This window comes from Agromyces humatus (genome assembly GCF_021228295.1).
Taxonomy (GTDB): domain Bacteria; phylum Actinomycetota; class Actinomycetes; order Actinomycetales; family Microbacteriaceae; genus Agromyces; species Agromyces humatus.
The window spans coordinates 60,863-82,567 of record NZ_JAJQPD010000011.1; the positions used below are offsets into that span (position 1 = coordinate 60,863).

At 69.6% G+C, this 21,705-nt stretch carries 20 protein-coding genes; 7 read left to right on the top strand and 13 right to left on the bottom strand.

Going from position 1 to position 21,705, the window contains the following annotated elements:
• Positions 1–34 precede the first annotated feature (34 nt).
• The 5 genes from cpaB to LSF15_RS16540 form a co-directional block, all read right to left on the bottom strand.
• Positions 35–787, bottom strand: a complete 753-nt coding sequence (gene cpaB / locus LSF15_RS16520; protein ID WP_232499658.1) for a Flp pilus assembly protein CpaB — start codon at positions 785–787, stop codon at positions 35–37.
• 37 nt (positions 788–824) lie between these two features.
• On the bottom strand, positions 825–1,802 hold the full coding sequence (locus tag LSF15_RS16525; RefSeq protein WP_232499659.1) for a Tad domain-containing protein: 978 nt from the start codon (positions 1,800–1,802) through the stop codon (positions 825–827).
• Between the two features lie 41 nt (positions 1,803–1,843).
• Positions 1,844–2,230, bottom strand: a complete 387-nt coding sequence (locus LSF15_RS16530) for a TadE/TadG family type IV pilus assembly protein (protein ID WP_232499660.1) — start codon at positions 2,228–2,230, stop codon at positions 1,844–1,846.
• 70 nt (positions 2,231–2,300) lie between these two features.
• Positions 2,301–2,510, bottom strand: a complete 210-nt coding sequence (locus LSF15_RS16535) for a Flp family type IVb pilin (RefSeq protein WP_232499661.1) — start codon at positions 2,508–2,510, stop codon at positions 2,301–2,303.
• Between the two features lie 226 nt (positions 2,511–2,736).
• Positions 2,737–3,387 carry a prepilin peptidase gene (locus tag LSF15_RS16540; RefSeq protein ID WP_232499662.1) on the bottom strand — a complete coding sequence of 217 codons (651 nt, stop codon included), beginning with the start codon at positions 3,385–3,387 and terminating at the stop codon, positions 2,737–2,739.
• Between the two features lie 339 nt (positions 3,388–3,726).
• Between LSF15_RS16540 and LSF15_RS16545 the strand changes: the two genes are divergently transcribed.
• Positions 3,727–6,792, top strand: coding sequence for a cell wall-binding repeat-containing protein (locus LSF15_RS16545; protein WP_232499663.1), 3,066 nt, complete (start codon positions 3,727–3,729; stop codon positions 6,790–6,792).
• A 159-nt stretch (positions 6,793–6,951) separates the two neighbouring features.
• On the opposite strand, the gene LSF15_RS16550 is transcribed toward LSF15_RS16545, so the two are convergent.
• On the bottom strand, positions 6,952–8,331 hold the full coding sequence (locus LSF15_RS16550; protein WP_232499664.1) for an FAD-dependent oxidoreductase: 1,380 nt from the start codon (positions 8,329–8,331) through the stop codon (positions 6,952–6,954).
• Between the two features lie 59 nt (positions 8,332–8,390).
• Complete coding sequence (locus LSF15_RS16555) at positions 8,391–9,518, bottom strand: polyprenyl synthetase family protein (protein WP_232499665.1); 1,128 nt, start codon at positions 9,516–9,518, stop codon at positions 8,391–8,393.
• A 139-nt stretch (positions 9,519–9,657) separates the two neighbouring features.
• On the opposite strand from LSF15_RS16555, the gene LSF15_RS16560 reads away from it, so the two are divergent.
• Genes LSF15_RS16560 through LSF15_RS16570 form a run of 3 tightly spaced genes read left to right on the top strand, consistent with a single transcriptional unit; the run spans position 9,658 to position 12,987 of the window.
• Positions 9,658–10,335: a TetR/AcrR family transcriptional regulator gene (locus LSF15_RS16560; protein ID WP_232499666.1), complete on the top strand. Its 678-nt coding sequence runs from the start codon at positions 9,658–9,660 to the stop codon at positions 10,333–10,335.
• Positions 10,336–10,375: 40 nt separating this feature from the next.
• A complete protein-coding gene (locus LSF15_RS16565; RefSeq protein WP_232499667.1) occupies positions 10,376–11,323 on the top strand; it encodes an ABC transporter ATP-binding protein in 948 nt (315 codons plus the stop codon).
• Positions 11,320–12,987, top strand: a complete 1,668-nt coding sequence (locus LSF15_RS16570; RefSeq protein WP_232499668.1) for an ABC transporter permease — start codon at positions 11,320–11,322, stop codon at positions 12,985–12,987. The genes LSF15_RS16565 and LSF15_RS16570 overlap by 4 nt, the downstream gene beginning before the upstream one ends.
• Before the next feature lie 170 nt (positions 12,988–13,157).
• On the opposite strand, the gene LSF15_RS16575 is transcribed toward LSF15_RS16570, so the two are convergent.
• Positions 13,158–13,874 carry a class I SAM-dependent methyltransferase gene (locus LSF15_RS16575; protein ID WP_232499669.1) on the bottom strand — a complete coding sequence of 239 codons (717 nt, stop codon included), beginning with the start codon at positions 13,872–13,874 and terminating at the stop codon, positions 13,158–13,160.
• Between the two features lie 99 nt (positions 13,875–13,973).
• On the opposite strand from LSF15_RS16575, the gene LSF15_RS16580 reads away from it, so the two are divergent.
• Both LSF15_RS16580 and LSF15_RS16585 read left to right on the top strand, forming a co-directional pair.
• Entirely contained in the window at positions 13,974–14,258 is a 285-nt protein-coding gene (locus LSF15_RS16580; protein WP_232499670.1) for a DUF427 domain-containing protein, read from the top strand.
• A gap of 233 nt (positions 14,259–14,491) precedes the next feature.
• Positions 14,492–15,784 (top strand): isochorismate synthase, encoded by a 1,293-nt coding sequence (locus LSF15_RS16585; RefSeq protein WP_232499671.1) that lies wholly within the window; start codon positions 14,492–14,494, stop codon positions 15,782–15,784.
• Positions 15,785–15,890: 106 nt separating this feature from the next.
• Here LSF15_RS16585 and LSF15_RS16590 read toward each other — a convergent pair whose 3' ends face one another.
• The 3 genes from LSF15_RS16590 to LSF15_RS16600 all read right to left on the bottom strand — a co-directional run bounded on the left by LSF15_RS16590 (position 15,891) and on the right by LSF15_RS16600 (position 19,587).
• Positions 15,891–16,748: a polyphosphate kinase 2 family protein gene (locus tag LSF15_RS16590; RefSeq protein ID WP_232499672.1), complete on the bottom strand. Its 858-nt coding sequence runs from the start codon at positions 16,746–16,748 to the stop codon at positions 15,891–15,893.
• A gap of 405 nt (positions 16,749–17,153) precedes the next feature.
• The gene (locus LSF15_RS16595; protein ID WP_232499673.1) at positions 17,154–19,154 is read right to left on the bottom strand and encodes a thiamine pyrophosphate-binding protein; all 2,001 of its coding nucleotides are present in this window, start codon (positions 19,152–19,154) and stop codon (positions 17,154–17,156) included.
• Entirely contained in the window at positions 19,147–19,587 is a 441-nt protein-coding gene (locus tag LSF15_RS16600) for a PLDc N-terminal domain-containing protein (protein ID WP_232499674.1), read from the bottom strand. The genes LSF15_RS16595 and LSF15_RS16600 overlap by 8 nt, the downstream gene beginning before the upstream one ends.
• Before the next feature lie 73 nt (positions 19,588–19,660).
• Between LSF15_RS16600 and LSF15_RS16605 the strand changes: the two genes are divergently transcribed.
• Positions 19,661–19,945 carry a DUF4229 domain-containing protein gene (locus LSF15_RS16605; RefSeq protein ID WP_232499675.1) on the top strand — a complete coding sequence of 95 codons (285 nt, stop codon included), beginning with the start codon at positions 19,661–19,663 and terminating at the stop codon, positions 19,943–19,945.
• A 54-nt stretch (positions 19,946–19,999) separates the two neighbouring features.
• On the opposite strand, the gene LSF15_RS16610 is transcribed toward LSF15_RS16605, so the two are convergent.
• Positions 20,000–20,998 carry a 1,4-dihydroxy-2-naphthoate polyprenyltransferase gene (locus LSF15_RS16610; protein WP_372460051.1) on the bottom strand — a complete coding sequence of 333 codons (999 nt, stop codon included), beginning with the start codon at positions 20,996–20,998 and terminating at the stop codon, positions 20,000–20,002.
• A gap of 166 nt (positions 20,999–21,164) precedes the next feature.
• Positions 21,165–21,614: a MarR family winged helix-turn-helix transcriptional regulator gene (locus LSF15_RS16615; protein ID WP_232499676.1), complete on the bottom strand. Its 450-nt coding sequence runs from the start codon at positions 21,612–21,614 to the stop codon at positions 21,165–21,167.
• Positions 21,615–21,705 lie beyond the last annotated feature (91 nt).

Sequence of the window (21,705 nt, forward strand, 5' to 3'; positions counted from 1 at the left end):
AACTCGACGGAACGACTGACGAGCAGGTAGGGAGTCACTGCCGCACGTTGCTCTCGTTCGTCATCACCGCACCCGAGGTGTCCGTCGCCTCGTTCTGCAGCGTGACCCACACGCCGTACGTGTCCGGCTTCTTCTCGGCGTGCTCGAGCGACCACACGAGGCGCTCGACATCGTGGGTGCCGAGCGCAACCGTGAACATCAGCGTGTTTCCCGATTGCGGTGTGCTGGAGCTCTCGTCGCCGCCGCTGCTGGCCGTCGTGCCGATCGTCACATCCGTTACCAGCACGCGATGGAACTCGAACCGGGTGTCGAGCACTTCACTGGGCGCCGGCGTTGGAGCCGTCACCACGATGCCGACCGTGCTCCCGGCCTTCACGAGGCCCCCGGCCATGCGCTGCACCGGCAACGCGAAGCTGACTTGCTGCATGCCCTCGGGCACCGGAACGTCGCCGCGAGCGGCAAGCTCGAGCGGATCGATGAATCGAGCCTCGAGCAACTGCTCTCCCGGAAGCAGGTCAGCGTCGGCGACCAGCCCTGCGAGGTCCTCGAGGTTCGTGACAGTTCCCTCGGCGACGTTTCGCGCGGGGACGCTGTCGACCTTCACGAACTCTGCGAGACCGTCGCCGGCGGTGCCCTCGGGGATCGACTCCTGCACGATGTAGACGTCGGCGAGCTCGGCACCGTCGGCAGCTCGGGCGTCCGCCCCGCGAACGTACGTGATCAGGGCGAACGCGCCCACAACGGCCAGAATGAGTGCGGCGATCGCGCCGATGATGCGGGTCTTCATGGTTTCCAGTCCGGGTCGTAGGGTGTGCGGAAGGCGATCAGCCGATGAGGCGAACGATGCTGAGCCCGCCTTCAGGCCCCTCACCGACTTCGAAGTCCTCGCCGAGGTCGACGTACTTCACGAAGTAGCCTTGAATGCCCTTCGAGTTTCCGGGCGGCCCTGGAATCGAGGGCGGAAGCACCGAGCCCCCGCAGAAGTCCGCTCCGCTCGGCGCCCCACCCGAAGTCTTGAGCCCGGTGAGCTTGAAGGCGGCGAACCTCGAGATCGTGAAGGTGGCGTTGCTGCCGCCACCGGTATGGGATGTATAGAGCGGGATGAGAAGCGTCTGACACAGCTTCGTTCGCAGAACGTCTGCGTCGCAGCCGTTCTTGTTGATGTTCGGCTGGATGCCCGTTTCTCCCGGCACGGTCGCGTCGATCGAGATGGTCGAGCTGCAGTTCGTGCCATCGAGCCATCCGAACCCGCCCGGCGCTCCGCTCGCGCAGGAGGCGCCCGTCGGCGAAGGCCCGTTGTTGATGAGGAGCCAGGTTCGCGTCGGGTTCGTCGTGTCAGCCTCCTGCGGTGGGAGGTCGTCGAATTCGCACTCCGCGATCGTGAGCGCGAGTTGGGTCGTACCGCCGACTGGTGTGCCCCACTCGGCCGTGCTCTGCGCATCGAGCGTCGTCGGGTCGAGACCGAGCATCGACGCGAGCGGATGCTGCAACGCCGCACCCTCTTCAGTGAGCGTCGACGACCTCACCGTCACCTTGCCGCTCATGGCGTTGACGACGAACGTGCCGGATGGGATAACGGCGTTGGCGAGATCATCGTTCGCGTTGCCACCTGAATACCCCACCGCGATGTCGTCGGCGTCGGCCTCGCATGAGCTCGCGTGAAGCGCGCACTCCTGGGCCACGGCGAGCGCCGCCGAGTCGGCGCCGTTCTGCAGTTCGGCCTTCTCGAAGTAGAGCAGGCCGACATCGACTACGAACGCCAAGACGACGAGGAGTGCTGTGAGACCGAGCGCGACGGTCACAGCGATCGCCCCGCGTTCCTCACGAGCGAATCGCTTCCGAATCAACCGCCGCACCGCATGCTCCCAGTCCCGATCAGGGTCGCTCCACCGGAGACCGTGCCCAACCAACCGGTCAGGTCGGTGAGCGGAGTGTGCACGACCATGGTCAACTCGTCGTCCTCGACCGTCGGGCTGCACGTCGACGGGTAGGTGAAGGTCACGGTGCCGCTGACGAGATCCGCGGCGCGCGCCTCAGCCGCAGCCTGCGCTCCAGGCTCGGTGTTGTGGATCGCGTAGTATCGAGCACCCTCTCGAGCTGCCGCGGTCACCGACATCTGTTGGTTGAGGACCCACCCGAAGTCGATGATCGCGAACAGCATGATGAGGAGCAGCGGGAACACCAGAGCGAACTCCACCGCCGCTGCGCCACGATCACGACGTGCTTTCATACCCATCCTTCGAAACGGAGGAATCCCGACCGGCTATCAAGCCGGCCGGGATGTCGCCACGGATGACGACTCAGGTGCCGGCGGGGGGAGTGGTGCCGTTGAGCGCGGGGATCACCGTGGTGTTGATGAAGCCCTGGATCGCCGGAGCGAGCAGGGCGAGCATGCCAACGATCGCGATCGAGGCCACGCCGATGATGAGCGCGTACTCGGTCGCGGTCGCGCCCTCTTCGTCACGGAGCGAGTTGATGCGCGCCTGGAGGCGCGAGTATGCCTTGAGCATGGGGGAACCCTTCGGGTCTGGGGACGGATGTCGCCGGCTCCAGAGCCGACGTTGAATGAACCTAACTTTGCGTGTGCATGGAAAGCGATGCCCCCATTCGGGGGAGGTTGAGCCAGGTGCGGGGGTGGGTGCGGAAAGTCGCTGAAGTTGGGACGAAATGACCCCTTTAGTGGGGGTCTACTCGTAGGGGGTCACCGAGGTTTCGAGACGGCCCTGGCGGGCCTCCTCAACCCGCAGTGCCGACGAGCAGCACCGCGATGAGCGCCCCCGCGAGCATCGACGGCCCGAACGGGATCGACCCCCGCAGCGTCACCCGCCGCAAGGCGAGCGCGATGAGCGCGATCACTCCCCCGACCACGAACGCGGCCAACAGTCCGATGAGCCACGCACTGAGCCCGAACCAGCCCAGCAGCAGACCGATCACGAGCGCGAGCTTCACGTCGCCCATGCCCATCGACGACGGCGAGATGAGGGCGAGGATGAAGTAGACGGCGAACATGGCCGCGGCGCCCACGATTGTCCAGACCAGAAGTATCCAGTCCCCGGATGCCCAGGTGGGCGGCACGAACAGCACCGCGACGGCAGCCAGCGTGGGGAACACCACCGCGTTCGGCAGGCGCTTCTCGGCGAGGTCGACGACGGTGAGCACGGTCGCAGCGGCCGCGAACACCAGCAGTGCGGGCAACAGCCACGTCAGCCCGAAACGCAGTGTGATCAGCCCGAACGTCGCCGCGGTGATCACCGCGGCTGACACGCGAGTGGCGCGGAGGGACATCCGATCGTGCTTCATCGAACGCTGGGCCCACGCGGCCAGCGGCCACCAGCCGAGGGCGAAGCCGACGAGGGCGGCGATCAGCGTGGAGTGGGCCAAGGGCATGAGGAGGAGCGTATCGGGTCGGGGGGGGTTCGAGACGGCGCTGGCGCGCCTCCTCAACCCACGGATGCCTCAACCCGCAGGGGGTTTCGAGACGGCGCTGGCGCGCCTCCTCAACCCACGGATGCCTCAACCCGCAGGGGGTTTCGAGACGGCGCTGGCGCGCCTCCTCAACCCACCTACGCTCCCCGAACGAGATGTCGACCAGCTCGTCGCGAGACCGTTGGATTTCTCAGGTACATTTGCGGAACTCACCATGTTCGCGACCGGTCGGCTGCGACGCGTGGTCGCGGGTGTCGTGCAGGTTCGCCGCCACCCGTTTCGCGTCTCTCAAGGGGATCAATGACTCGGACACGTGCGACGGCGCTCGCGGCCAAGGCGACGACGGCGCTCACCGTCGCCGCGCTCGTGATGTTCGGCACGCCGGCGATGGCGCAGGCCCACATCGCGCCTCGGGATGCCTCGGGGTCGGTGGCGATGGCGGAACCGATCGCCGCCGGTTCGATCTCGGGCACCGTGACCGAACCGACCGGTGAGCCCGCCGACGGACTGGTCCCAACGATCTACCGCCCTGACTCACGGGGCGTCCTCGTCGTCGTCGAAGGCATCGGCGAATCGCAGGATGCCGGTGCATACACCGTCTCGGGACTTCCGCCGGGCGACTACTTCGCGGTCGTGCCGGGCGACGGTCCGATCGTCGACGCAACCCTCGAACCCGGTGCCGCGGCGACCTGGTACGGCGGCACGATGCTGCCCGGAGTGGCGACCGCGATCCACGTCGAAGCCGGCCAGACGGTGACCGGAATCGACATCACGCGGGTCAAGGCCGCGATCATCACCGGTCAGCTCACGACGATCGATGGCCCGCTCGAGGGCGCGTACGTCTCAGCGGGGGCGGCCGCCGGGGGCGCCGCGAACATCCTCTGGGCTTGGCGCAACCTGTCGGTGAGCGCGCGCACCGACTCGGCAGGACGGTATGCGTTCGCCCTCTCACCCGGTGTGGACTACTCGCTCTCGTTCGGCCGCAGCGACGCCTCCGTCATCTCCGAATCGTGGGATGACGTGCCGGAGGGCGCCGGCCTGTCTCCGACGTACCTCAACCTCGAGCCCGGCGAGGTGCGGCACGGAATCGATGCCGAGCTCGCGAAGCCCGTGACGATCGCGGGCACCGTGCGCGACGCCGCCGGCGCACCGGTGGCCGACGCTGACATCCACCTCCACACGCTCCAGGTCGACGGCCCGAACCCCATTCTCGGAAGCATCATCACCGACGTGGACGGCAGGTTCGAGATCTCGCAACTCCGGCCGGGCACGTACGCCTTCGAGGTCGTGGGGCCGTGGCCCCTGGTCAGGGAGTTCTGGAAGGACCAGCCCGACCTCGCGAGCGCGACGCCGATCGTGCTCGGCAGCGGCGAACGACTCGATGCCCTGGTGGAGGTCGCGGCGCCCCCGCCGATTCCTTCGGCGATCCCCACGATCACCGGGAGCGCGCTCGTCGGATCGAAGCTGACGGCCGTCACCAACGGATGGGCTCCCGGTGCCTCCTTCTCGTACCAATGGCTCGCCGACGGGGAGGCACTCTACGGCGAGCGGGGACGGACTCTCAACCTCTGGCCCCGCGACGAGGGTAAGGCCTTCTCCGTGCGGGTGACCGGATGGGTCGAGGGATACCTCGGCGTCGCGGAGACCTCGGCCGCGACATCCCGGGTGATGCAATCCGACATTCCCACGATCAACGGACGTTTCGACAGCACCGTCTGGGTCGGCGAGACGGTGTACGCACGTCCCGGCACGTGGAGTGCGTCAACCACCTTCACCTACCAGTGGTACGCGGATGGGATCCCGATCGAAGGCGCGACGGCATCGAGCCTTCTGCTGCCCACCACGGTCACTGGCAAGGCGATCAGCGTGAAGGTGACCGGCACGAAGGCCGGCTACACGACGCACTCGGAGACGTCGGCCCCGACACCCGGGGCGGGCAGGAAGTCGACACCGACCGTCTCCGGCACGCCCTACGTCGGCGCGACGCTGTCGGCGTCACCCGGCGTGTGGACGCCCGGCACCACCTTCAGCTACGAGTGGTATGCCGACCACGAACAGCTGACCGGGGAGAACGAATCAACCTTGACGCTGCCGGCCAGCCTCGTGGGCAAGCAGATCAGGGCGATCGTGTCGGGCCAACTCGCCGGCTATCCCACACCGGTGGAGTGGTCGGCCCCGACGCTTCGCGTCGCGCTTGCACCCACGCCCGAAATCTCGGGCGAACCGTACGTCGGCACCGAGCTCACGGTGTCACACGGCACCTGGGAGCCGGCCACGACGTTCACCTACCAGTGGTACGCGGACGGAGTCGCGATCTCGGGGGCGACAGCGTCGTTCTACACGGTCGCCTCGACGCTTATCGGCAAGACGCTGACGGTTAGGGTCACTGGATCGCTTTCGGAGTATCCGACGATCACACGCACGTCAGCGGCGACGCCTCGAGTCTCGTTCGAGTCGAACGCTCGTCTCGCCGGCGGCGACCGCTTCGGGACCTCGGCCGCGATCAGCAGGGGTGCCTTCGCACCGCGGGTTCCCGTCGTGTACATCGCGAACGGCCTGAACTTCCCCGACGCACTCTCGGGAGCGCCCGTCGCCGCAACCAAGGGTGGACCGGTGCTCCTGACGGGCTCGACATATCTCCCGTGGACGGTCATCGATGAGCTCGAACGCCTCGAACCTCAGCGGATCGTGGTGCTCGGTGGAACAGGGGCGATCAGCGACATCCTGCTGAACACCCTCAAGCCGTACACGAGCGGAAGCGTCACCCGCCTCGCCGGCGGCGACCGGTTCGCGACCTCGGCCGCGATCAGTAAGGCCTCGTTCTCGGCCGGCGTTCCGGTCGCGTACGTCGCGAATGGGCTGAACTTCCCCGACGCGCTCTCCGGTGCTCCCGTTGCCGGAATCCAGGGCGGTCCGGTGCTCCTCGCACGCGCGACGTCGATCCCCGCATCGGTCGCGACCGAGCTGAAGCGGCTCAAGCCGAAGCGAATCGTCGTGCTCGGCGGCACCGGCGTCACCACTCCGACCCTGCAGAACGCGCTCAAGGCCTACACGAGCGGCAGCGTCACCCGCTTGGCGGGTGGCGACCGGTTCGCGACCTCGGCCGCGATCAGCAAGGCCTCGTTCCCCGCCGGGGTTCCGGTCGCTTATGTCGCCAACGGGATGACCTTCCCCGACGCGCTCTCGGGAGCACCCGCCGCCGGCGTGCAGGGCGGGCCGGTGTTGCTCACGCAACGGAACACGATCCCGGCATCGGTCGTCGCCGAGCTCAAACGGCTCAAGCCGAAGCGCGTCGTGGTGCTGGGCGGGCCCGGCGCCGTCTCGGACGCGGTGCGCGCGCAACTGAACGCGTACTTGGCTCGCTGAGCCGCGGGGGGTCAGGCGCTACTCGCAGGGGTTTCGAGACGGCGCTGGCGCGCCTCCTCAACCCACGGGATTCCTCACCCGGGTTTCGAGACGGCGCTGGCGCGCCTCCTCAACCCACCAAGGTTTCGAGACGGCGCTGGCGCGCCTCCTCAACCCGCCCTACGCCTCCCCGACCGAGATGTCGACCATCTCGTCGCGGGGAACGACCTTCACGCGCACGCGCCCCTCAGCCGCACCGAGCGCCTGCTCGTGCTCGTCGAGGCGGTGCCAGCCGTCGAGGTCGGTGTAGCGGATTCCGCGCGACTCGAGCATCTCGATCACCGACTCCTCTGACGGCGACTCGGGCCGCCACCAGTTGCCGAGGTCGTTGATGACGTGCTTGATGGTCTCCATGGCGTCGCTCTTGGTGTGGCCGATGAGGCCGACGGGGCCGCGCTTGATCCATCCGGTCGAGTACACCCCGTACATCTGGCGCGACTCGCCGGTCTCGGCGTCGTGGAAGAGCACCTGGCCCTCGTGGTTCGGGATGACCCCGTATTCGCGGTCGAACGGGATGCCGGGCAGCGGCGAGCCGAAGTAGCCCACGGCGCGGTACACGGCCTGGATGGGCAGTTCGCGGATCTCGCCGGTGCCGACCACGCCGCCCTCGCCGTCGGGCGCGGTGCGCTCCCAGCGGATGCCGCCGACACGCCCGTTTCCATCAGAGACGATCTCGAGCGGTTTCGCGAAGAAGTGCAGATGCAGGCGGCGTGACGCCTGCCCCACCTCGCGCTGGCGCCACTGGTTGAGCACCTTGTCGATCACGAAGACCTGCTTGTTGCCCGAGACCGCGGCGCGCGCAGCGTCGTCGTAGTCGAAGTCCTCGTCGTAGATGATCATGTCGACGTCGCGCAGTTCGCCGAGCTCACGCAGCTCGAGGGGGGTGAACTTCACCGAGGTCGGTCCGCGGCGGCCGAAGACGTGCACGTCGGTGACCGGCGAGGCGGCGAGACCGGATGCCACGTTGGCGGGGATCTCGGTGGGCATGAGGTCTTCGACGTGCTTGGCGAGCATGCGCGAGATGTCGAGGGCGACGTTGCCGTTGCCGATCACGGCCACTTCGCGGGCCTCGAGCGGCCACGTGCGCGGGAAGTCGGGGTGCCCGTCGAACCAGCTCACGAACTCGGCCGCACCGTACGACCCCTCGAGCTCGATGCCGGGGATGCGCAGCGACGCGTCGCGCACCGCGCCGGTCGCGAAGATCACGGCGTTGTAGTGCTTCTTGAGGTCGTCGAGTGCGATGTCCTCGCCGTAGCGCACGTTTCCGAAGATACGGATGTCGCCACGGTCGAGCACTTCGCGAAGCGCGTTGATGATGCCCTTGATGCGCGGGTGGTCGGGCGCCACCCCGTAACGCACCAGACCGTAGGGCGCCGGCAGGTGGTCGAACAGGTCGATCGACACGTCGAAGTTGCGCTCGGCCTTCAGCAGGATGTCGGCGGCGTAGATGCCGGCCGGGCCGGCCCCGACGATCGCCAGTCGCAGCTTGTTCCTCGTCACGTGGGGTGTCTCCCTATTGGTTGTCCGGCTCTGCGCCGGTTGTGGGCTCGGCAGTTCGCTCAGCTCTGCCGTTCGACGACGGTCTCGGCGAAGCGCGTGAGCGCCTTCTTCACGCCGCCCTCAGGCAGCGGCGCGAGCGCGGCGACCGCTTCGCGCGCCCAGCGGTGGGCCTCAGCGAGCGTAGCGCGCGTCGCCTCGTGGTCACGCAGTTCGGCCACGATCGCGTCGACCGTCGCTTTCGACGGCACGATGCGCGAGGCCATGGTGTTCGTGTCGAGCGGGTCGCCGAGGTCGGCCGCGACCGCCGTGACCGTGACCACGTCGCGCTCGATGCGACGCAGCAGGTCGGCCGACGCGGCATCCGTCTTGGCCATCTCGGCCAGCCGCAGCAGCGGCAACGTGACCACGCCCGCGCGCAGGTCGGTGCCGGGAACCTTGCCGGTCTCTTCGGGCTGCGGCGACAGGTCGATGACGTCGTCGATGAGCTGGAACGCCACACCGACCTTCTCGCCGAACTCGATGATCGGCTTCTCGTAGGCCGGGTCGGCGCCCGAGAACACGACGCCCGACTGCGCCGCGGCCGCGATGAGCGAACCGGTCTTGTCGGCGAGCACCCTGGTGTAGTGCGCGATCTTGTCGTCGCCGTCGCTCGGGCCGACCGTCTCGTGCAACTGCCCCAGCACGAGCCGCTCGAAGGTGTCGGCCTGCATGCGGATGGCCCGCTCGCCGAGCTTCGCCATGAGCTGGCTCGCCCTGGCGAACAGCAGGTCGCCGGTGAGGATCGCCACCGAGTTGCCCCACACGGCGTGCGCGGCCGGCACACCGCGGCGACGGTCGGACTCGTCCATGACGTCGTCGTGGTACAGGCTGCCGAGGTGCGTGATCTCGATGGCTTCGGCGGCAGTGACGACGTCGTCGTTGATGCCCGCGCCGAGCTGCGCCGTGAGCAGCGTGAGCAGGGGGCGCACGCGCTTGCCGCCCGCTTCGAGCAGGTACCGCGTCGAGACGTCGGCGATGGAGTCGGCGAAACGCACCTCGTCGAGCAGGCCGGCCTCGACGCGGTCGATGCCGTCGTCGATCGCCTTCGCCATCGCCTTGTCGGCAGGTGAGGCGAAGACTTTCTCGCTCAAGCCCAGGTTGGCTGCGAGGGCCGAGCCGCGACGGGCGACCGGGTGGGTCGGATTCACGCGTACCAGCCTACCGGGGCCGTACATCGACCGGATGTCGCGTGATGCCCGCTCGGCACGCCACCGCGTCCATCCCAGCGTCGGAACACGCTCGTCGCGGTCTTGACGTGGCCGAAAACGTGCGTTTACCATGGTGAACATGCGTTCACTTCGAATGGCGGCGACCTCCGATCTGACCTCGCGGGCGCGAGTGCGCGATGCGGCGATCGTTCGGTTCGGCCGCGATGGATTCGAGGTCGGCCTCCGCGCGATCGCGAAGGACGCCGGCGTCAGCGCGGCCGGCATCGTCAAGCTGTTCGGCTCGAAAGACGGCCTGCGCGAAGCATGCGATGAGCACGTCTTCGCCGTCGTCCGCGACACCAAGCGAGAGGTGCTCGCAGACCGCGGCGCCCCAGGGGCGTTCATCGGGCAACTGGCGATGATGGACGGCTACCGTCCGATGATCGCGTACACGCTGCGAAGCATCCAGGCGGGGGGCGAGCACGCACGAGACTTCATCGAGCACATGGTCGCCGATGCCGTCGAGTACGTCGCCGCCGGCGTCGAGGCGGGCGTCATCGTGCCGAGTCGCGATGAAGAGGCTCGCGTACGCTTCCTGCTCGGCAGCACCCTCGGATCCCTCCTCCTCGAGCTGTCCATGAACACCGACCCCGATGCGATCGACACGGCTGCGTTCTGGGAGCGCGCGCTCGGGCGACTCACGCTGCCCGCCCTCGAGCTCTACACCGAGGGCTTCCTCGTCGACCGCGACATGCTCGACGCCTACCTGCTCTACATCCCCGATCCGCCGGCGGAGGCCGCAGGCCGCATGGCCTGACCGCATCCACCCACCGACGATCGAAAGAGAGCACATCCTCATGTCTGCAACGACCTCGGGCGCACCCGCGCCTGCCATCCGCATCACCGACCTTCGCAAGCGATTCGGCTCCGTCACCGCCCTCGACGGGCTCGACCTCACGGTCGAGCGCGGAGAGGTGCACGGGTTCCTCGGGCCGAACGGCGCGGGCAAGTCCACCACCATCCGCATCCTGCTCGGCCTGCTCCGCGCTGATGGCGGCGACGCGAGCCTCCTCGGCGGAGAGCCGTGGGCCGACGCCGTCGCGCTTCACCGACGCCTCGCGTACGTTCCCGGTGACGTCGAGCTCTGGCCGAACCTCACCGGGGGCCAGGCGATCGACGTACTGTCGCGGCTCCGCGGCGGAGTCGACCGCGCGCGGCGCGACGAGCTCTGCGAGCGCTTCGACCTCGACCCGCGGAAGAAGGGGCGCACGTACTCGAAGGGCAATCGGCAGAAGGTCGCGCTCATCGCCGCGCTCGCGAGCGACGTCGAGATGCTGCTGCTCGACGAGCCGACCGCCGGGCTCGACCCGCTCATGGAGGCCGTCTTCCAGGCGTGCATCCGCGAGGCGAAGGCAGCCGGGCGCACCGTGCTGCTGTCGAGCCACATCCTCGCCCAGGTCGAGGTGCTGGCCGACCGGATCTCGATCATCCGGCAGGGCCGCATCGTCGAGACCGGAAGCCTGCGCGACCTGCGCCACCTCACGCGCACCAGCGTCGCGGCGATCGTCGACCGCCCGGCCGATGCGATCGCCGCCGTTCCGGGCGTCCACGAGCTGCGCAGCGAGGGCGGTCAGGTCACGTTCGAGGTCGACGGCGACGCCATGCCCGCGGTCGTGCGCGAACTGGCCACGCTCGGCGTGACCGCACTGACGGCGACGCCGCCGACGCTCGAGCAGTTGCTGCTGCGGCACTACGGCGACGACGTCGACGACGTGGAGTCGAGCCACGTGGAGGTGGCGCGATGACCACCACCCTCGCGGCGCCGCGTTCGGCGTCGCAGCCCACCCCGTTCGATCGCGGTCGCGGCCCCCTGACGGGATTCGGCACACTGCTTCGGTTCATGCTGCGGCGCGACCGGATCCGCTTCCCCGCGTGGACGCTCGGGCTGGTGCTGCTGGTCGCCTACTTCGCGAACGCCCTGCAGCTCGTCTTCCCGACGGCCGCCGACCTCGGCGCGTTCGCCGCGTTCTCGTCGAACCCCGCGGCGGCCCTGCTGATGGGCCCGGGCTTCGGCGGCGACGAGCCCAGCCTCGACCGGTTCCTCGCGTCGACCTACGGGATGTACCTGATCATCGGCGCCTGCCTCATGAGCATTCTCACGGTCGTCCGACACACGCGGCTCGAAGAGCAATCGGGGCGCGCCGAGCTCGTCCGCGCGAATGTCGTCGGCCGGCACGCTCAGCTGTCGGCGGCGCTCGGTGTCACGGTGCTCATGAACCTCACCGTCGCGGTGCTCATGGGTGCGCTGCTCACCGCAATGGAGTTCGACCCGGCCGGGTCGTTCGCCTTCGGCGCGAGCGTCGGTGCCGCAGGCGTGGCCTTCGCGGGGATCGCAGCGACGAGCGCGCAGCTCACGGCGTTCCCGCGCACCGCTTCGGGGATCGCGGGCGCCGTGCTCGGCGGCGGATTCGTCGTTCGCGGGCTCGGCGACATGTCGGCGGCGCAGGGCGGCGACCTGGGATGGCTCGCCTGGCTCACCCCGATCGGGTGGTCCCAGCAGGTCGCTCCGTTCGATGAGAACCGTTGGGGGCCGATGGCCGTCTCCGTCGGCTGCTTCATCCTGTTCGCCGCTCTCGCGTACGCCCTGTCGACCCGCCGCGACCTCGGTGCCGGCCTCGTGCAGGCGCGACGCGGTTCGGCCGGCGCGGCTCCCTGGCTGTCGAGCCCGTTCGCGCTCGCGCTGCGGTTGCAGCGGGCGAGCCTGATCGGGTGGACGGCTTCGCTGCTCGCCGGCGCGTTCGTCTACGGCGCGTTCACGCAGGCGATGCTCGAGGGCTTCGCCGACGCACCGCCCGAACTGCTCGTGCTCTTCGGCGGTGAGGATGACCTGCTCACCGGATACGTCGGCATGATGGGCCTGCTGTTCGCCCTCGTCGTGACGATCTACGCGATCCTGTCGGTGCAGTCGTTGCGTTCCGAAGAGGCTGAGGGCCGTTCCGAGGCGGTGCTCGCGACCGCCGTCGGTCGTCCCGATTGGATGGGTTCGTGGATCGCGTCGTCGGCGCTCGGCGTACTGCTGCTGCTCGTCACCGCCGGGGTCGGCACCGGCGCCGGTGCCGCGCTGACCACCGGTGAAGGCGACCTGTTCGGTGAGGCGCTGCTCGGACACGTCGCGCACGCACCCGCGGTGTGGGCGACGCTCGCCGTCGCGGCGCTGCTCTACGGCGGGGCACCCAGGCTGGTGCCGCTGGCGTGGGCGGTCTTCGGGTACGCGTTCGTCGTCGGGTTCTTCGGTCCCCTGCTCGACGCCCCCGACTGGGTCGTCTCGCTCTCGCCGTTCGAGCACATCGGCGAGTACCCCGCCGACGAGCTCTCGTCGGCCGCGATGCTCACGCTGACCGGAATCGCGATCGTGCTGACCGGAGCCGGGCTCGCCCTCTTCCGTCGACGCGACCTCACGGCGGCATAGCACTGCAGGCGGGCCCGCCCGCGTCGTCTCGGCCGTCGCGGCGACGGGGCGGCGCGGGCGGGCCCGCCCCGCACCTGCGCGAGTCTCGAAACGGCGCGCCTCCTCGACCGGCGGAACGTGCAGGCGCCGCGCGCCTCCTCGACCGGTGGAACGTGCAGGCGCCGCGCGCCCTACTCGCCCGGCGGAACGGGCTTCGCGGCGCGGTGCAGCGCGACGACGCCCATGGTGAGATTGCGCCAGGCGACGTCGACGTACCCGGCGCCGCGGATCCACGCCGCGAGCGTGCGCTGGTCGGGCCACGCGTTGATCGACTCGTTGAGGTAGTCGTAGGCGGTGTCGTTCGAGCTCGAGAGGCGCACGAGCGGCGGCATCACGTAGCGCTGGTAGGCGTTGTAGCCGAACCGTACGAACGGCACGGACGGGGTCGAGAACTCGCAGATCACGACTCGCCCGCCCGGCTTCGTCACGCGGAAGAATTCGGCGAGCGCCTGCTTCGGCTCGTTCACGTTGCGCAGCCCGAACGAGATCGTCACGGCGTCGAAGCTCGCGTCGTCGAACGGCAGCTTCGTGGCGTCGGCCTCGACGAACACGAGGTTGGGCACGTGCGCCTGTCGCCTGCGGCCGACGTCGATCATGCCCGGTGAGAAGTCGGCGGCGACGACGGATGCCCCGGACCGCGCCAGGCTCGCACTCGACGTGCCCGTGCCGGCCGCGACATCGAGGATGCGCTGTCCCGGCTTCGGGTCGACGGCCTTGGTCGTCGCGACCCGCCACAGCGGAGCGTTTCCGACCGAGAGCACGTTGTTGGTGCGGTCGTACTTGGCGGCCACCCGGTCGAACATCGCCGAGACCTCGTGCGGATCCTTACCGAGGTCAGCGCGTGTCATGCGTCGAGTCTACGGCGCGGGACATCCGCTCATTCTGTGAGGTTCCTTCGCCTTTCTATGCATAGGAATGCTTTCTCGGGCCGCAGCGTTGCACCGAGCATGAAGGCAATCTGGAACGGAACCGTGATCGCGCAGTCCGACGAGACCGTCGTGGTCGAGGGCAACCACTACTTCCCGCGAGAGTCGATCGACCCGCAGTACTTCGCCGAGAGCCAGAACCGCAGCGTGTGCCACTGGAAGGGCACCGCCAACTACTTCCACGTCGAGGTCGACGGCCAGCGCAACCCGAACGCGGCCTGGTACTACGCGACACCGTCCGAGGCCGCGGCCGAGATCCGCCACCACGTCGCCTTCTGGCACGGCGTCGACGTCGTCGCGGCGTAGGTTCCGCTCTGCGGGTTGAGGAGGCGCGCCAGCGCCGTCTCGAAAGCCCGTGGGTTGAGGAGGCGCGCCAGCGCCGTCTCGAAAAGCCCGTGGGTTGAGGAGGCGCGCCAGCGCCGTCTCGAAACCCCGCCACCGCAGGTCTCGAGACGCTCCTTCGTCGCTCCTCGACCAGCCACCGCGAGACGCTCCTTCGTCCATCCTCGACCAGCGGAGGCTGCGCGTAGGCTGGTGCGGTGAACCAGAAGCTCGTCGTGCGCACCGAGCCGGTCGATGAGCTCGCGCCGCTGATCCCACGCGCCGATCCGCGGCATCCGCTGCTCTGGATGCGGCGCGGCGAGGGCATCGTCGGCCACGGCGAGACGCTGCGCATCGAAACCAGCGGACCGACTCGCATCGAAGACGCCGCCGCCGCGTGGCGCTCGCTCGCCGCGATGGCGAGCGTCGACGACCGCGTCGGGCTCCCCGGCACCGGCCTCGTCGCCTTCGGCGCCATCGCGTTCGCCGACGAGTCGGCCGCGACGAGTGTGCTCGTCGTGCCGTCGCTCGTGCTCGGGCGCCGCGAGGGGCGCGCGTGGGTGACGCGCATCGCGCTGGCCGAGACGGCTGACGGCGCCGGCGGCACGGGCGGCGCGGCGGGCGAATCGGATGTCGCCGGCCACGCGTTCCCGCCCCTCGAGATTCCCGAGCCCTCGCCCAAGCGGCGCGTGCCGCGCGTGGCGTTCGAACCGGGCGCCGTGCCGCCGCCGGCATACGAGGCGAACGTGGCCGAGGCCGTGCGACGTATCGACGGCGGCGAGCTCGAGAAGGTCGTACTGGCGCGACAGCTCATGGGCGAACTGCATGAAGAGGACGGGCTCCGCGCGGTCATCAACCGGCTCGCCGAGGACTATCCCGACACGTGGGTGTTCGCCGTCGACGGGCTCATCGGCGCGAGCCCCGAAACCCTCGTGCGCGTCGACCACGGCACCGTGTCTGCGCGCGTGCTCGCGGGGACGACGTCGCGAGGTGCGGGCGAGGCATCCGATCGCGAACGCGCGCTCGCACTCGCGGCCTCGCACAAGGACCTCGCTGAACACGCCCTCGCCGTCGCGAGCGCGGTGCAGCGCCTCGAGCCGCACACCGCGCGACTTGACGCGAGCCCCGAGCCATTCACGCTGCAACTGCCGAATCTGTGGCACCTCGCCACCGACCTGAAGGGCACCCTGGGCGACGGGTCGAGCTCGCTCGACCTCGTGAGCGCCGTGCACCCCACCGCCGCGGTCGCCGGCACGCCGCGGCTGGCTGCACTGGCCGTGCTCGCCGAGCTCGAGGGATTCGATCGCGGCCGCTACGCGGGCCCCGTCGGCTGGATCGACGGCGACGGCGACGGCGAATGGGCGATCGCGCTGCGCTGTGCGCAGGTCGAACCCGACGGGGCAGTCGCGGCATATGCCGGTTGCGGCATAGTCCACGACTCGGTACCCGCCGACGAGCTCGCCGAGACGCTCATGAAGTTCCGCCCGATCGTCGAGGCCTTCGGCGGTTAGCTGCCGCCTGCAGGTTGAGGAGCGAGCGCAGCGAGCGTCTCGAAACCCAGTTGCCCGCACATCGGGTTTCGAAACGGCGCTGACGCGCCTCCTCAACCCGCGGAACTCAGCTGGCGGCGAGGCGGGCCTTCTGCTCCTCGACGTCGTAGTCGGCCTTGGGCCAGTCGAGGCCCATCGCTTCGAGCGCGTCGATGAGCAGGTGCTGCACCGCCAGGCGCGCGTACCACTTGCGGTTCGCGGGGATGACGTACCACGGGGCATCCGACGTCGCAGTTCGATCGAAGACGATCTGGTAGGCCTCTTGGTATCTGGGCGCGAGCAGCCGCTCGTCGATGTCGCCGGGATTGAACTTCCAGTGCTTGTCGGGGCGGTCGAGCCGCTCGGCGAGGCGCTCCTTCTGTTCGTCGGCCGAGATGTGCAGCATGACCTTGATGACGGTCGTGCCGTCCTCGACCAGTTCGCGCTCGAACTCGTTGATGGCGTCGTAGCGGCGCTCGAGCTCTTCAGGCGGGGCGAGTTCGCGCACGCGTCCGATGAGCACGTCTTCGTAGTGCGACCGGTCGAAGACACCGATCATTCCGGCCTCGGGCACCTGCTTGCGGATGCGCCAGAGGAAGTCGTGCTCGAGCTCTTCAGCGGTGGGCTTCTTGAACGCCGCGAGCTGTACGCCCTGCGGGTCGACGGCGCCCATGACGTGCTTGACGATGCCGCCCTTGCCCGCGGTGTCCATGGCCTGCAGCACGAGCAGTACGCGGCGCGGGTCGTCGCCCATGCGGCTGTTCGCGAAGAGCATCTCCTGCTGATCGGCGAGGATCTCGGCGCCCTCGACGAGTGACTTCTCGCCGTCGGCCTTGTCACCGTCGTAGCCCGCGTGCGAGTCGGGGTCGATGTCGGCGAGCGTGAAGCCCTTGCCGACTCGCAGCAACTCGTTCGGATCCGACGCCCAGAACGACTCCTTGCCCATGACACGCTCCCCTCGTGCGGCGCGGCGCCGCGCAGGTCTCCATCCTGCCAAGCGGGGGAGCGCGCGTCGAGGCGCGCCGCGCCGCGGCGGCCTCCCGGGCTGCTCAACACGGTCTCTCCCCGGCCGGCTGCACAACGTAGGACGAGAACGCCAGCACAGCCAGCTGCGGATTGTTATCTCGCACAGCCAGCTTCGGATGTCCCAGACCTCACATCCTGCGTTGCGCAGGTGCCGCTCGGCTCGGCAGGTCGTTGCGCCGCACGGGCTTCGATCGAGAGCGCAGTCGCCGCCCGCCAGGGGCGCGGAGTGCACTCTCGGCGAGTGCGTTCGCAGCCCGCGGCGTTGCCGACTCAGCGCGGCGTCGCCGGGTCAGCGCTGCGTCGCCGGTCAGCGCGGGGCCGCAGGTCAGCGCGGCAGCGGGATCTCGAGGATCGACGGGCCGTCGAGGCGGGTGCCGAGGGCCTCGTCGAGCTCGCCGCGGGTCGTCGCGCGCGCGTAGTCCCACCCGTATGCCGAGGCGAGCGCCGCGAAGTCGACCTGCTGCGGCGTGAACTGCACGCGATCGAAGGCATCGGTGGGTGCGGTACCCGCGACCTCGAGCGCGTCGAAGATCGTTCCTCCGCCGTCGTTCCCGACGATGAGCTGCAGCCGCGGGCGGGCTTCACCGGCACCGATCAGCAGCGAACCCACGTCGTGCAGCAGCGTGAGGTCGCCGATGAGCGCGCGGGTCACGCCAGCGGCGGGTCTCGATGCGCTCGCCGCGTTCGGTGCTCGACCGGCATCGGCCGCCGACTGGCTCGCGATCGCGATGCCGAGCGCGGTCGCGACTGTGCCGTCGATGCCCGCGAGACCACGGTTCGCATGAGCCGTGATGCGACGCCCGGGCACGGCGCGATCGGCCGAGCGGATGAGTCGCGACGCGCCGAACACGAGCCGATCGTGGGGCCACGTCGCCGCCCACACCGCGTCGACGAGCATGCGCCGAGTGATCGGCGCCCGCACCGCGGCGAGCTGCGCCTTCATGTACTCGCGCTGTGCGGCGAAGTCGGAGACGTGTCCGGTCTCGTCGACGCCGCTCGCGAGGGGCGCTGCCTCGGGAAGACCCGCCGCCACGAGCGTGCGACTCGCATGCACCCAGCGCCCCACCCAGGCGCGTTCGTCGGCGGTCGGCGGATGCTCCGCCACGTGCACGTCCCGCTCGAACCGGCGCACGCGCCGGCCGGGGTTGAACCACTCGATGCCCGACGGCGCGACGGCGATCGTCTCGACGTCGTCGCGCTGCACGAGCGCGGGAACTTCGCGCGACAGCGTCGGATGCCCGAACACGATCGCCCGTTGCACCTGGTCGCCGAAGCCCGGCTCGCGCAACAGATCGCGGTAGGCGACGACGAGGTTCGGCCCGAAGTGGGCGCCGCTCGTGACCTCGGCGAAGAGCGGCCACCCTCCAGCGCGCGCGATCTCCTCGGCTCCGGGGCCCGCGCCCGCCCCGGCGACGACGACGGTGCGCGGTCCGGGCTCGATGAGTGCACCGTGCGCCGCAACGGGTTGAGGAACGCCCAGCGCAGCCGGGCGTGTCTCGAAACCGGGTTGCTCGCGGAGCGGGTTTCGAGACGCGTCGGGGTTTCGAGACCCGTCGGGGTTTCGAGACCCGTCGGGGTTTCGAGACCCGTCGGGGTTTCGAGACGCGTCAGGGTTTCGAGACGCGTCGCCTTCGGCGGCGCTCCTCAACCCGCCGCTCCTCAACCCGCCGCTGCTCAACCCGGCGCTCCTCAACCCGCCGCTCCTCAACCCGCCAGGGTCGAACGACGACGACAGGGGTTCGCGCAGCTGCAGGTTCACGTGCACCGGTCCGGGCCCTGGATGCGCGACGAACGCGCCCGCCCCATCGAAGCCGAGTGCCGCGGCCACGGCGTCGCGGGCGAGGCGCGCCGCGGCATCCGACTCGCCTGCCGCCCCATCGGGCGCCGCGACATCGCGTTCGAGCCGCACCGCGCCCGCGAAGATGCCGGGCTGCATGGTCGTCTGGTTCGAGCGGATGCCGCGCAGCTCGGCCGGCCGATCGGCCGTCAGTACGATGAGCGGCACGCCCGAGTGGTGCGCCTCGAGCACGGAGGGGTGCAGGTTGGCGACCGCGGTGCCCGACGTCGTCACCACGATCGACGGATGCCGCGACTCGATCGCGAGGCCGAGGGCCAGGAATCCCGCACAGCGCTCGTCGATGCGCACGTGCAGCCGCAGCAGTCGGGCCCGTTCGAACTCGGCTGCGGCGAGCGCGAGCGCCTGCGACCGCGACCCGGGGGCGACGACGAGGTCGCGCACGCCGGCGCGCACGAACTCCTCGAGCAACGCGACCGCGAAGGCGGTGGCTGGCGCGGGCGGGCTCGCGGGCGGGCCCGCGTCAGGCATTCGGGCGACCGGACGGGCCGGCCTCACCCGGCGTCTCAGGATTGTCGGGACGCGTCGCCCCGGGGCCGGCCGGGTGCTGGTCGTCGGCGGAGCCGGGGGTGTCGGCCTCACTGTCGAGCTCGGCGAGCTCCTGCTCGAGACGGCGGATGCGCTCATCTTGCTCGGTGTCTTGGCCCAGCCGGCGCAGGAAGTCGGTGTCATCGTCGGGGGCGACCGTGTGCCCGCGCCCGCCCGACACCGAACTGGTGCGACGGCCCCGGCCGATGATGAACCACAGCACCGGGCCGATGATGGGCACGAAGATGATCACGACGATCCACCAGCCGCGCGAGAGCCCTCGGATGCGCATGCGATCGAAGAACGCGCAGTCGGCGACGGCGTAGATCGTGAAGATCACGGCGGCGACGCCGAGTCCGAAGAGCAGCCGGGCCATGTCCACAGTCTAGGCGCGTCTGCGGCGTACTAGCTGGGAGCCCGCGCACAGGTGACGCGCTTAAGATGACTGAGTGAAATCTGTGCCCGTCTGGCTCTGGTACACCGCGCTGCGCATCCTGCTGTTCGCCGTGCCACTCGCCGTGCTGCTCGCCGTCGGGGCCAACCCGTGGATCTCGACCGTGGTGGCCGCAGTGTTCGGCCTCAGCGCGTCACTGCTGTTCCTGCGCCGCCCGCGCGAGTCGATGTCGAGCGACCTCTACGCCGCCCGCCACCGCGAGACCCCCGCCATGCGCGACGACGACGAAGCCGAAGACGCCGCCGTCGATCGCGCGTCGACCGAGCGCACCGCCGAGTAGCGGCATCCGTCGGTCGCTCCTCGAGCGGCGCAGCAGCTACAGCTACAGCTACAGCTACAGCGCGAAGACCAGCCCCAGCCCGACGCCGTAGGCGAGCGCGGTGAGGCTTGTGAGCTGCAGCGCGGTGATGAGTTCGCGCGGGGTCTTCGCGGTGAGCACGATGAGGCACGCCGGCAGGGCCGCGAGCAGCGCGAACAGCACCAGCCACGCCGCCGGGTAGAACAACGCGAAGAACGCCGCGATGCCGAACGGCACGAGCATGAAGACCACGAACAGGATGCGCCCCGCCAGCGGCCCGACGAGCACCGCGAGCGTGCGCTTGCCGGCGATCTTGTCCTGCGCGACGTCACGCAGGTTGTTCGCCATGAGCACTGCGCACGCCAGCAGCCCCGCGCCGGCGCCGCCGAGCCACGCCTCGAGGTTGACCGTGAGCGCCTGCACGTATGCCGACCCCGCCGTCGCGACGACGCCGAAGAAGACGAACACGAACAACTCGCCGAGCCCGTAGTAGCCGTACGGGCGCTTTCCGCCGGTGTAGAACCACGCGGCGACGATCGCGACGGCGCCGACCGCGAGCAGCCACCACTGGCCGGTGGCGACGACCAGTGCGAGTCCGGCGAGTGCGGCGAGTGCGAAGAAGCTGAGCGCGACGGCGAGCACGTGCCGCGGCTTCGCGACACCTGAGCCGGTGAGGCGCGCCGGGCCGACCCGATGGTCGTCGGTGCCGCGCACCCCGTCGGAGTAGTCGTTGGCGTAGTTCACGCCGATCTGCAGCGCGAGCGCGACCATGAGTGCGAGCAGGGCGCGGGCCGGATGCCACGGGCCGTCGGCGATGGCCACGATGCCCGCTCCCGTGCCGAGGGCGACGGGTGCGATCGCGAGCGGGAGTGTGCGCAGGCGAGCGCCTGCGACCCAGTCGGCCGCGCTCGCGGGCTTCACGACCTTCTCAGACGGCCTGCCCGCGGCCGCGCGCGCGGGGTTGCCGGACGTGCCGTGGGTCGCGCGACTCTTGACGTCGTCGGGGTTGATGCGCTGGGGTTTCGGGCGGGCCACCCCACCATGCTAATTCGCGAGGCCATGCACTCGCGGGTTGAGGAGGCGCGATCGCCGTCTCGAACCCCGGTGGGTTGAGGAGGCGCGCCAGCGCCGTCTCGAAACCGCGAGGCAATGGGGGGTGGGTTTCGAGACGGTCGCTTCGCTGCCTCCTCGACCCGCAGGGTCAGCGCACGTCCTTCACCGCGTCGAGGTAACGGGCGACCACCTCGAGCTCGTCGACCGTGAATCCCTCGTGCACCCGGCGCATGCCATCGAGGATCCCCGCGTACGGGTCATCCGCCCCGCCGGTGCCGGCGCCGCCCGCGACCACCGCGGGGCTGACTCGCACGACCACGCGCCGGCGGTCGCTCGGATCGGTCGAGCGCTCGATCAGTCCCTGCTTCTCGAGCCGGTCGAGCACTCGGGTCGTGGTGCTCGTCGGCAGCTCGGTCTGCTGGCTGATCTCGCCGGCCGTTATCGGCTCACCGCTGCGGGCGATGAACCCCAGCGCCTGGAGGTCGACGACGTTGACCCCCATCGACCGGGCGATGCGCTCGTTGGTCATCACCGACGACGCGATCACGAGCTGCAGCAGCTCGACGATGCGCCCGGTGACCTCGGCCTTGGTTGACATCTGCGCGCCGACCTCCTATTGTTCCCGATATGGGATTATTCCAATACGGGACTATCCCGTAATGGAAGCAACTTCAGCATACGAAAGGACG

Bases quoted from the DNA above. Each gene is read 5' to 3' on its own strand.
- cpaB (WP_232499658.1), bottom strand. From the start codon at position 787: ATGAAGACCCGCATCATCGGCGCGATCGCCGCACTCATTCTGGCCGTT.
- LSF15_RS16530 (WP_232499660.1), bottom strand. From the start codon at position 2,230: ATGAAAGCACGTCGTGATCGTGGCGCAGCGGCGGTGGAGTTCGCTCTG.
- LSF15_RS16535 (WP_232499661.1), bottom strand. From the start codon at position 2,510: ATGCTCAAGGCATACTCGCGCCTCCAGGCGCGCATCAACTCGCTCCGT.
- LSF15_RS16540 (WP_232499662.1), bottom strand. From the start codon at position 3,387: ATGCCCTTGGCCCACTCCACGCTGATCGCCGCCCTCGTCGGCTTCGCC.
- LSF15_RS16545 (WP_232499663.1), top strand. From the start codon at position 3,727: ATGACTCGGACACGTGCGACGGCGCTCGCGGCCAAGGCGACGACGGCG.
- LSF15_RS16560 (WP_232499666.1), top strand. From the start codon at position 9,658: ATGCGTTCACTTCGAATGGCGGCGACCTCCGATCTGACCTCGCGGGCG.
- LSF15_RS16565 (WP_232499667.1), top strand. From the start codon at position 10,376: ATGTCTGCAACGACCTCGGGCGCACCCGCGCCTGCCATCCGCATCACC.
- LSF15_RS16570 (WP_232499668.1), top strand. From the start codon at position 11,320: ATGACCACCACCCTCGCGGCGCCGCGTTCGGCGTCGCAGCCCACCCCG.
- LSF15_RS16575 (WP_232499669.1), bottom strand. From the start codon at position 13,874: ATGACACGCGCTGACCTCGGTAAGGATCCGCACGAGGTCTCGGCGATG.
- LSF15_RS16580 (WP_232499670.1), top strand. From the start codon at position 13,974: ATGAAGGCAATCTGGAACGGAACCGTGATCGCGCAGTCCGACGAGACC.
- LSF15_RS16590 (WP_232499672.1), bottom strand. From the start codon at position 16,748: ATGGGCAAGGAGTCGTTCTGGGCGTCGGATCCGAACGAGTTGCTGCGA.
- LSF15_RS16595 (WP_232499673.1), bottom strand. From the start codon at position 19,154: ATGCCTGACGCGGGCCCGCCCGCGAGCCCGCCCGCGCCAGCCACCGCC.
- LSF15_RS16600 (WP_232499674.1), bottom strand. From the start codon at position 19,587: ATGGCCCGGCTGCTCTTCGGACTCGGCGTCGCCGCCGTGATCTTCACG.
- LSF15_RS16615 (WP_232499676.1), bottom strand. From the start codon at position 21,614: ATGTCAACCAAGGCCGAGGTCACCGGGCGCATCGTCGAGCTGCTGCAG.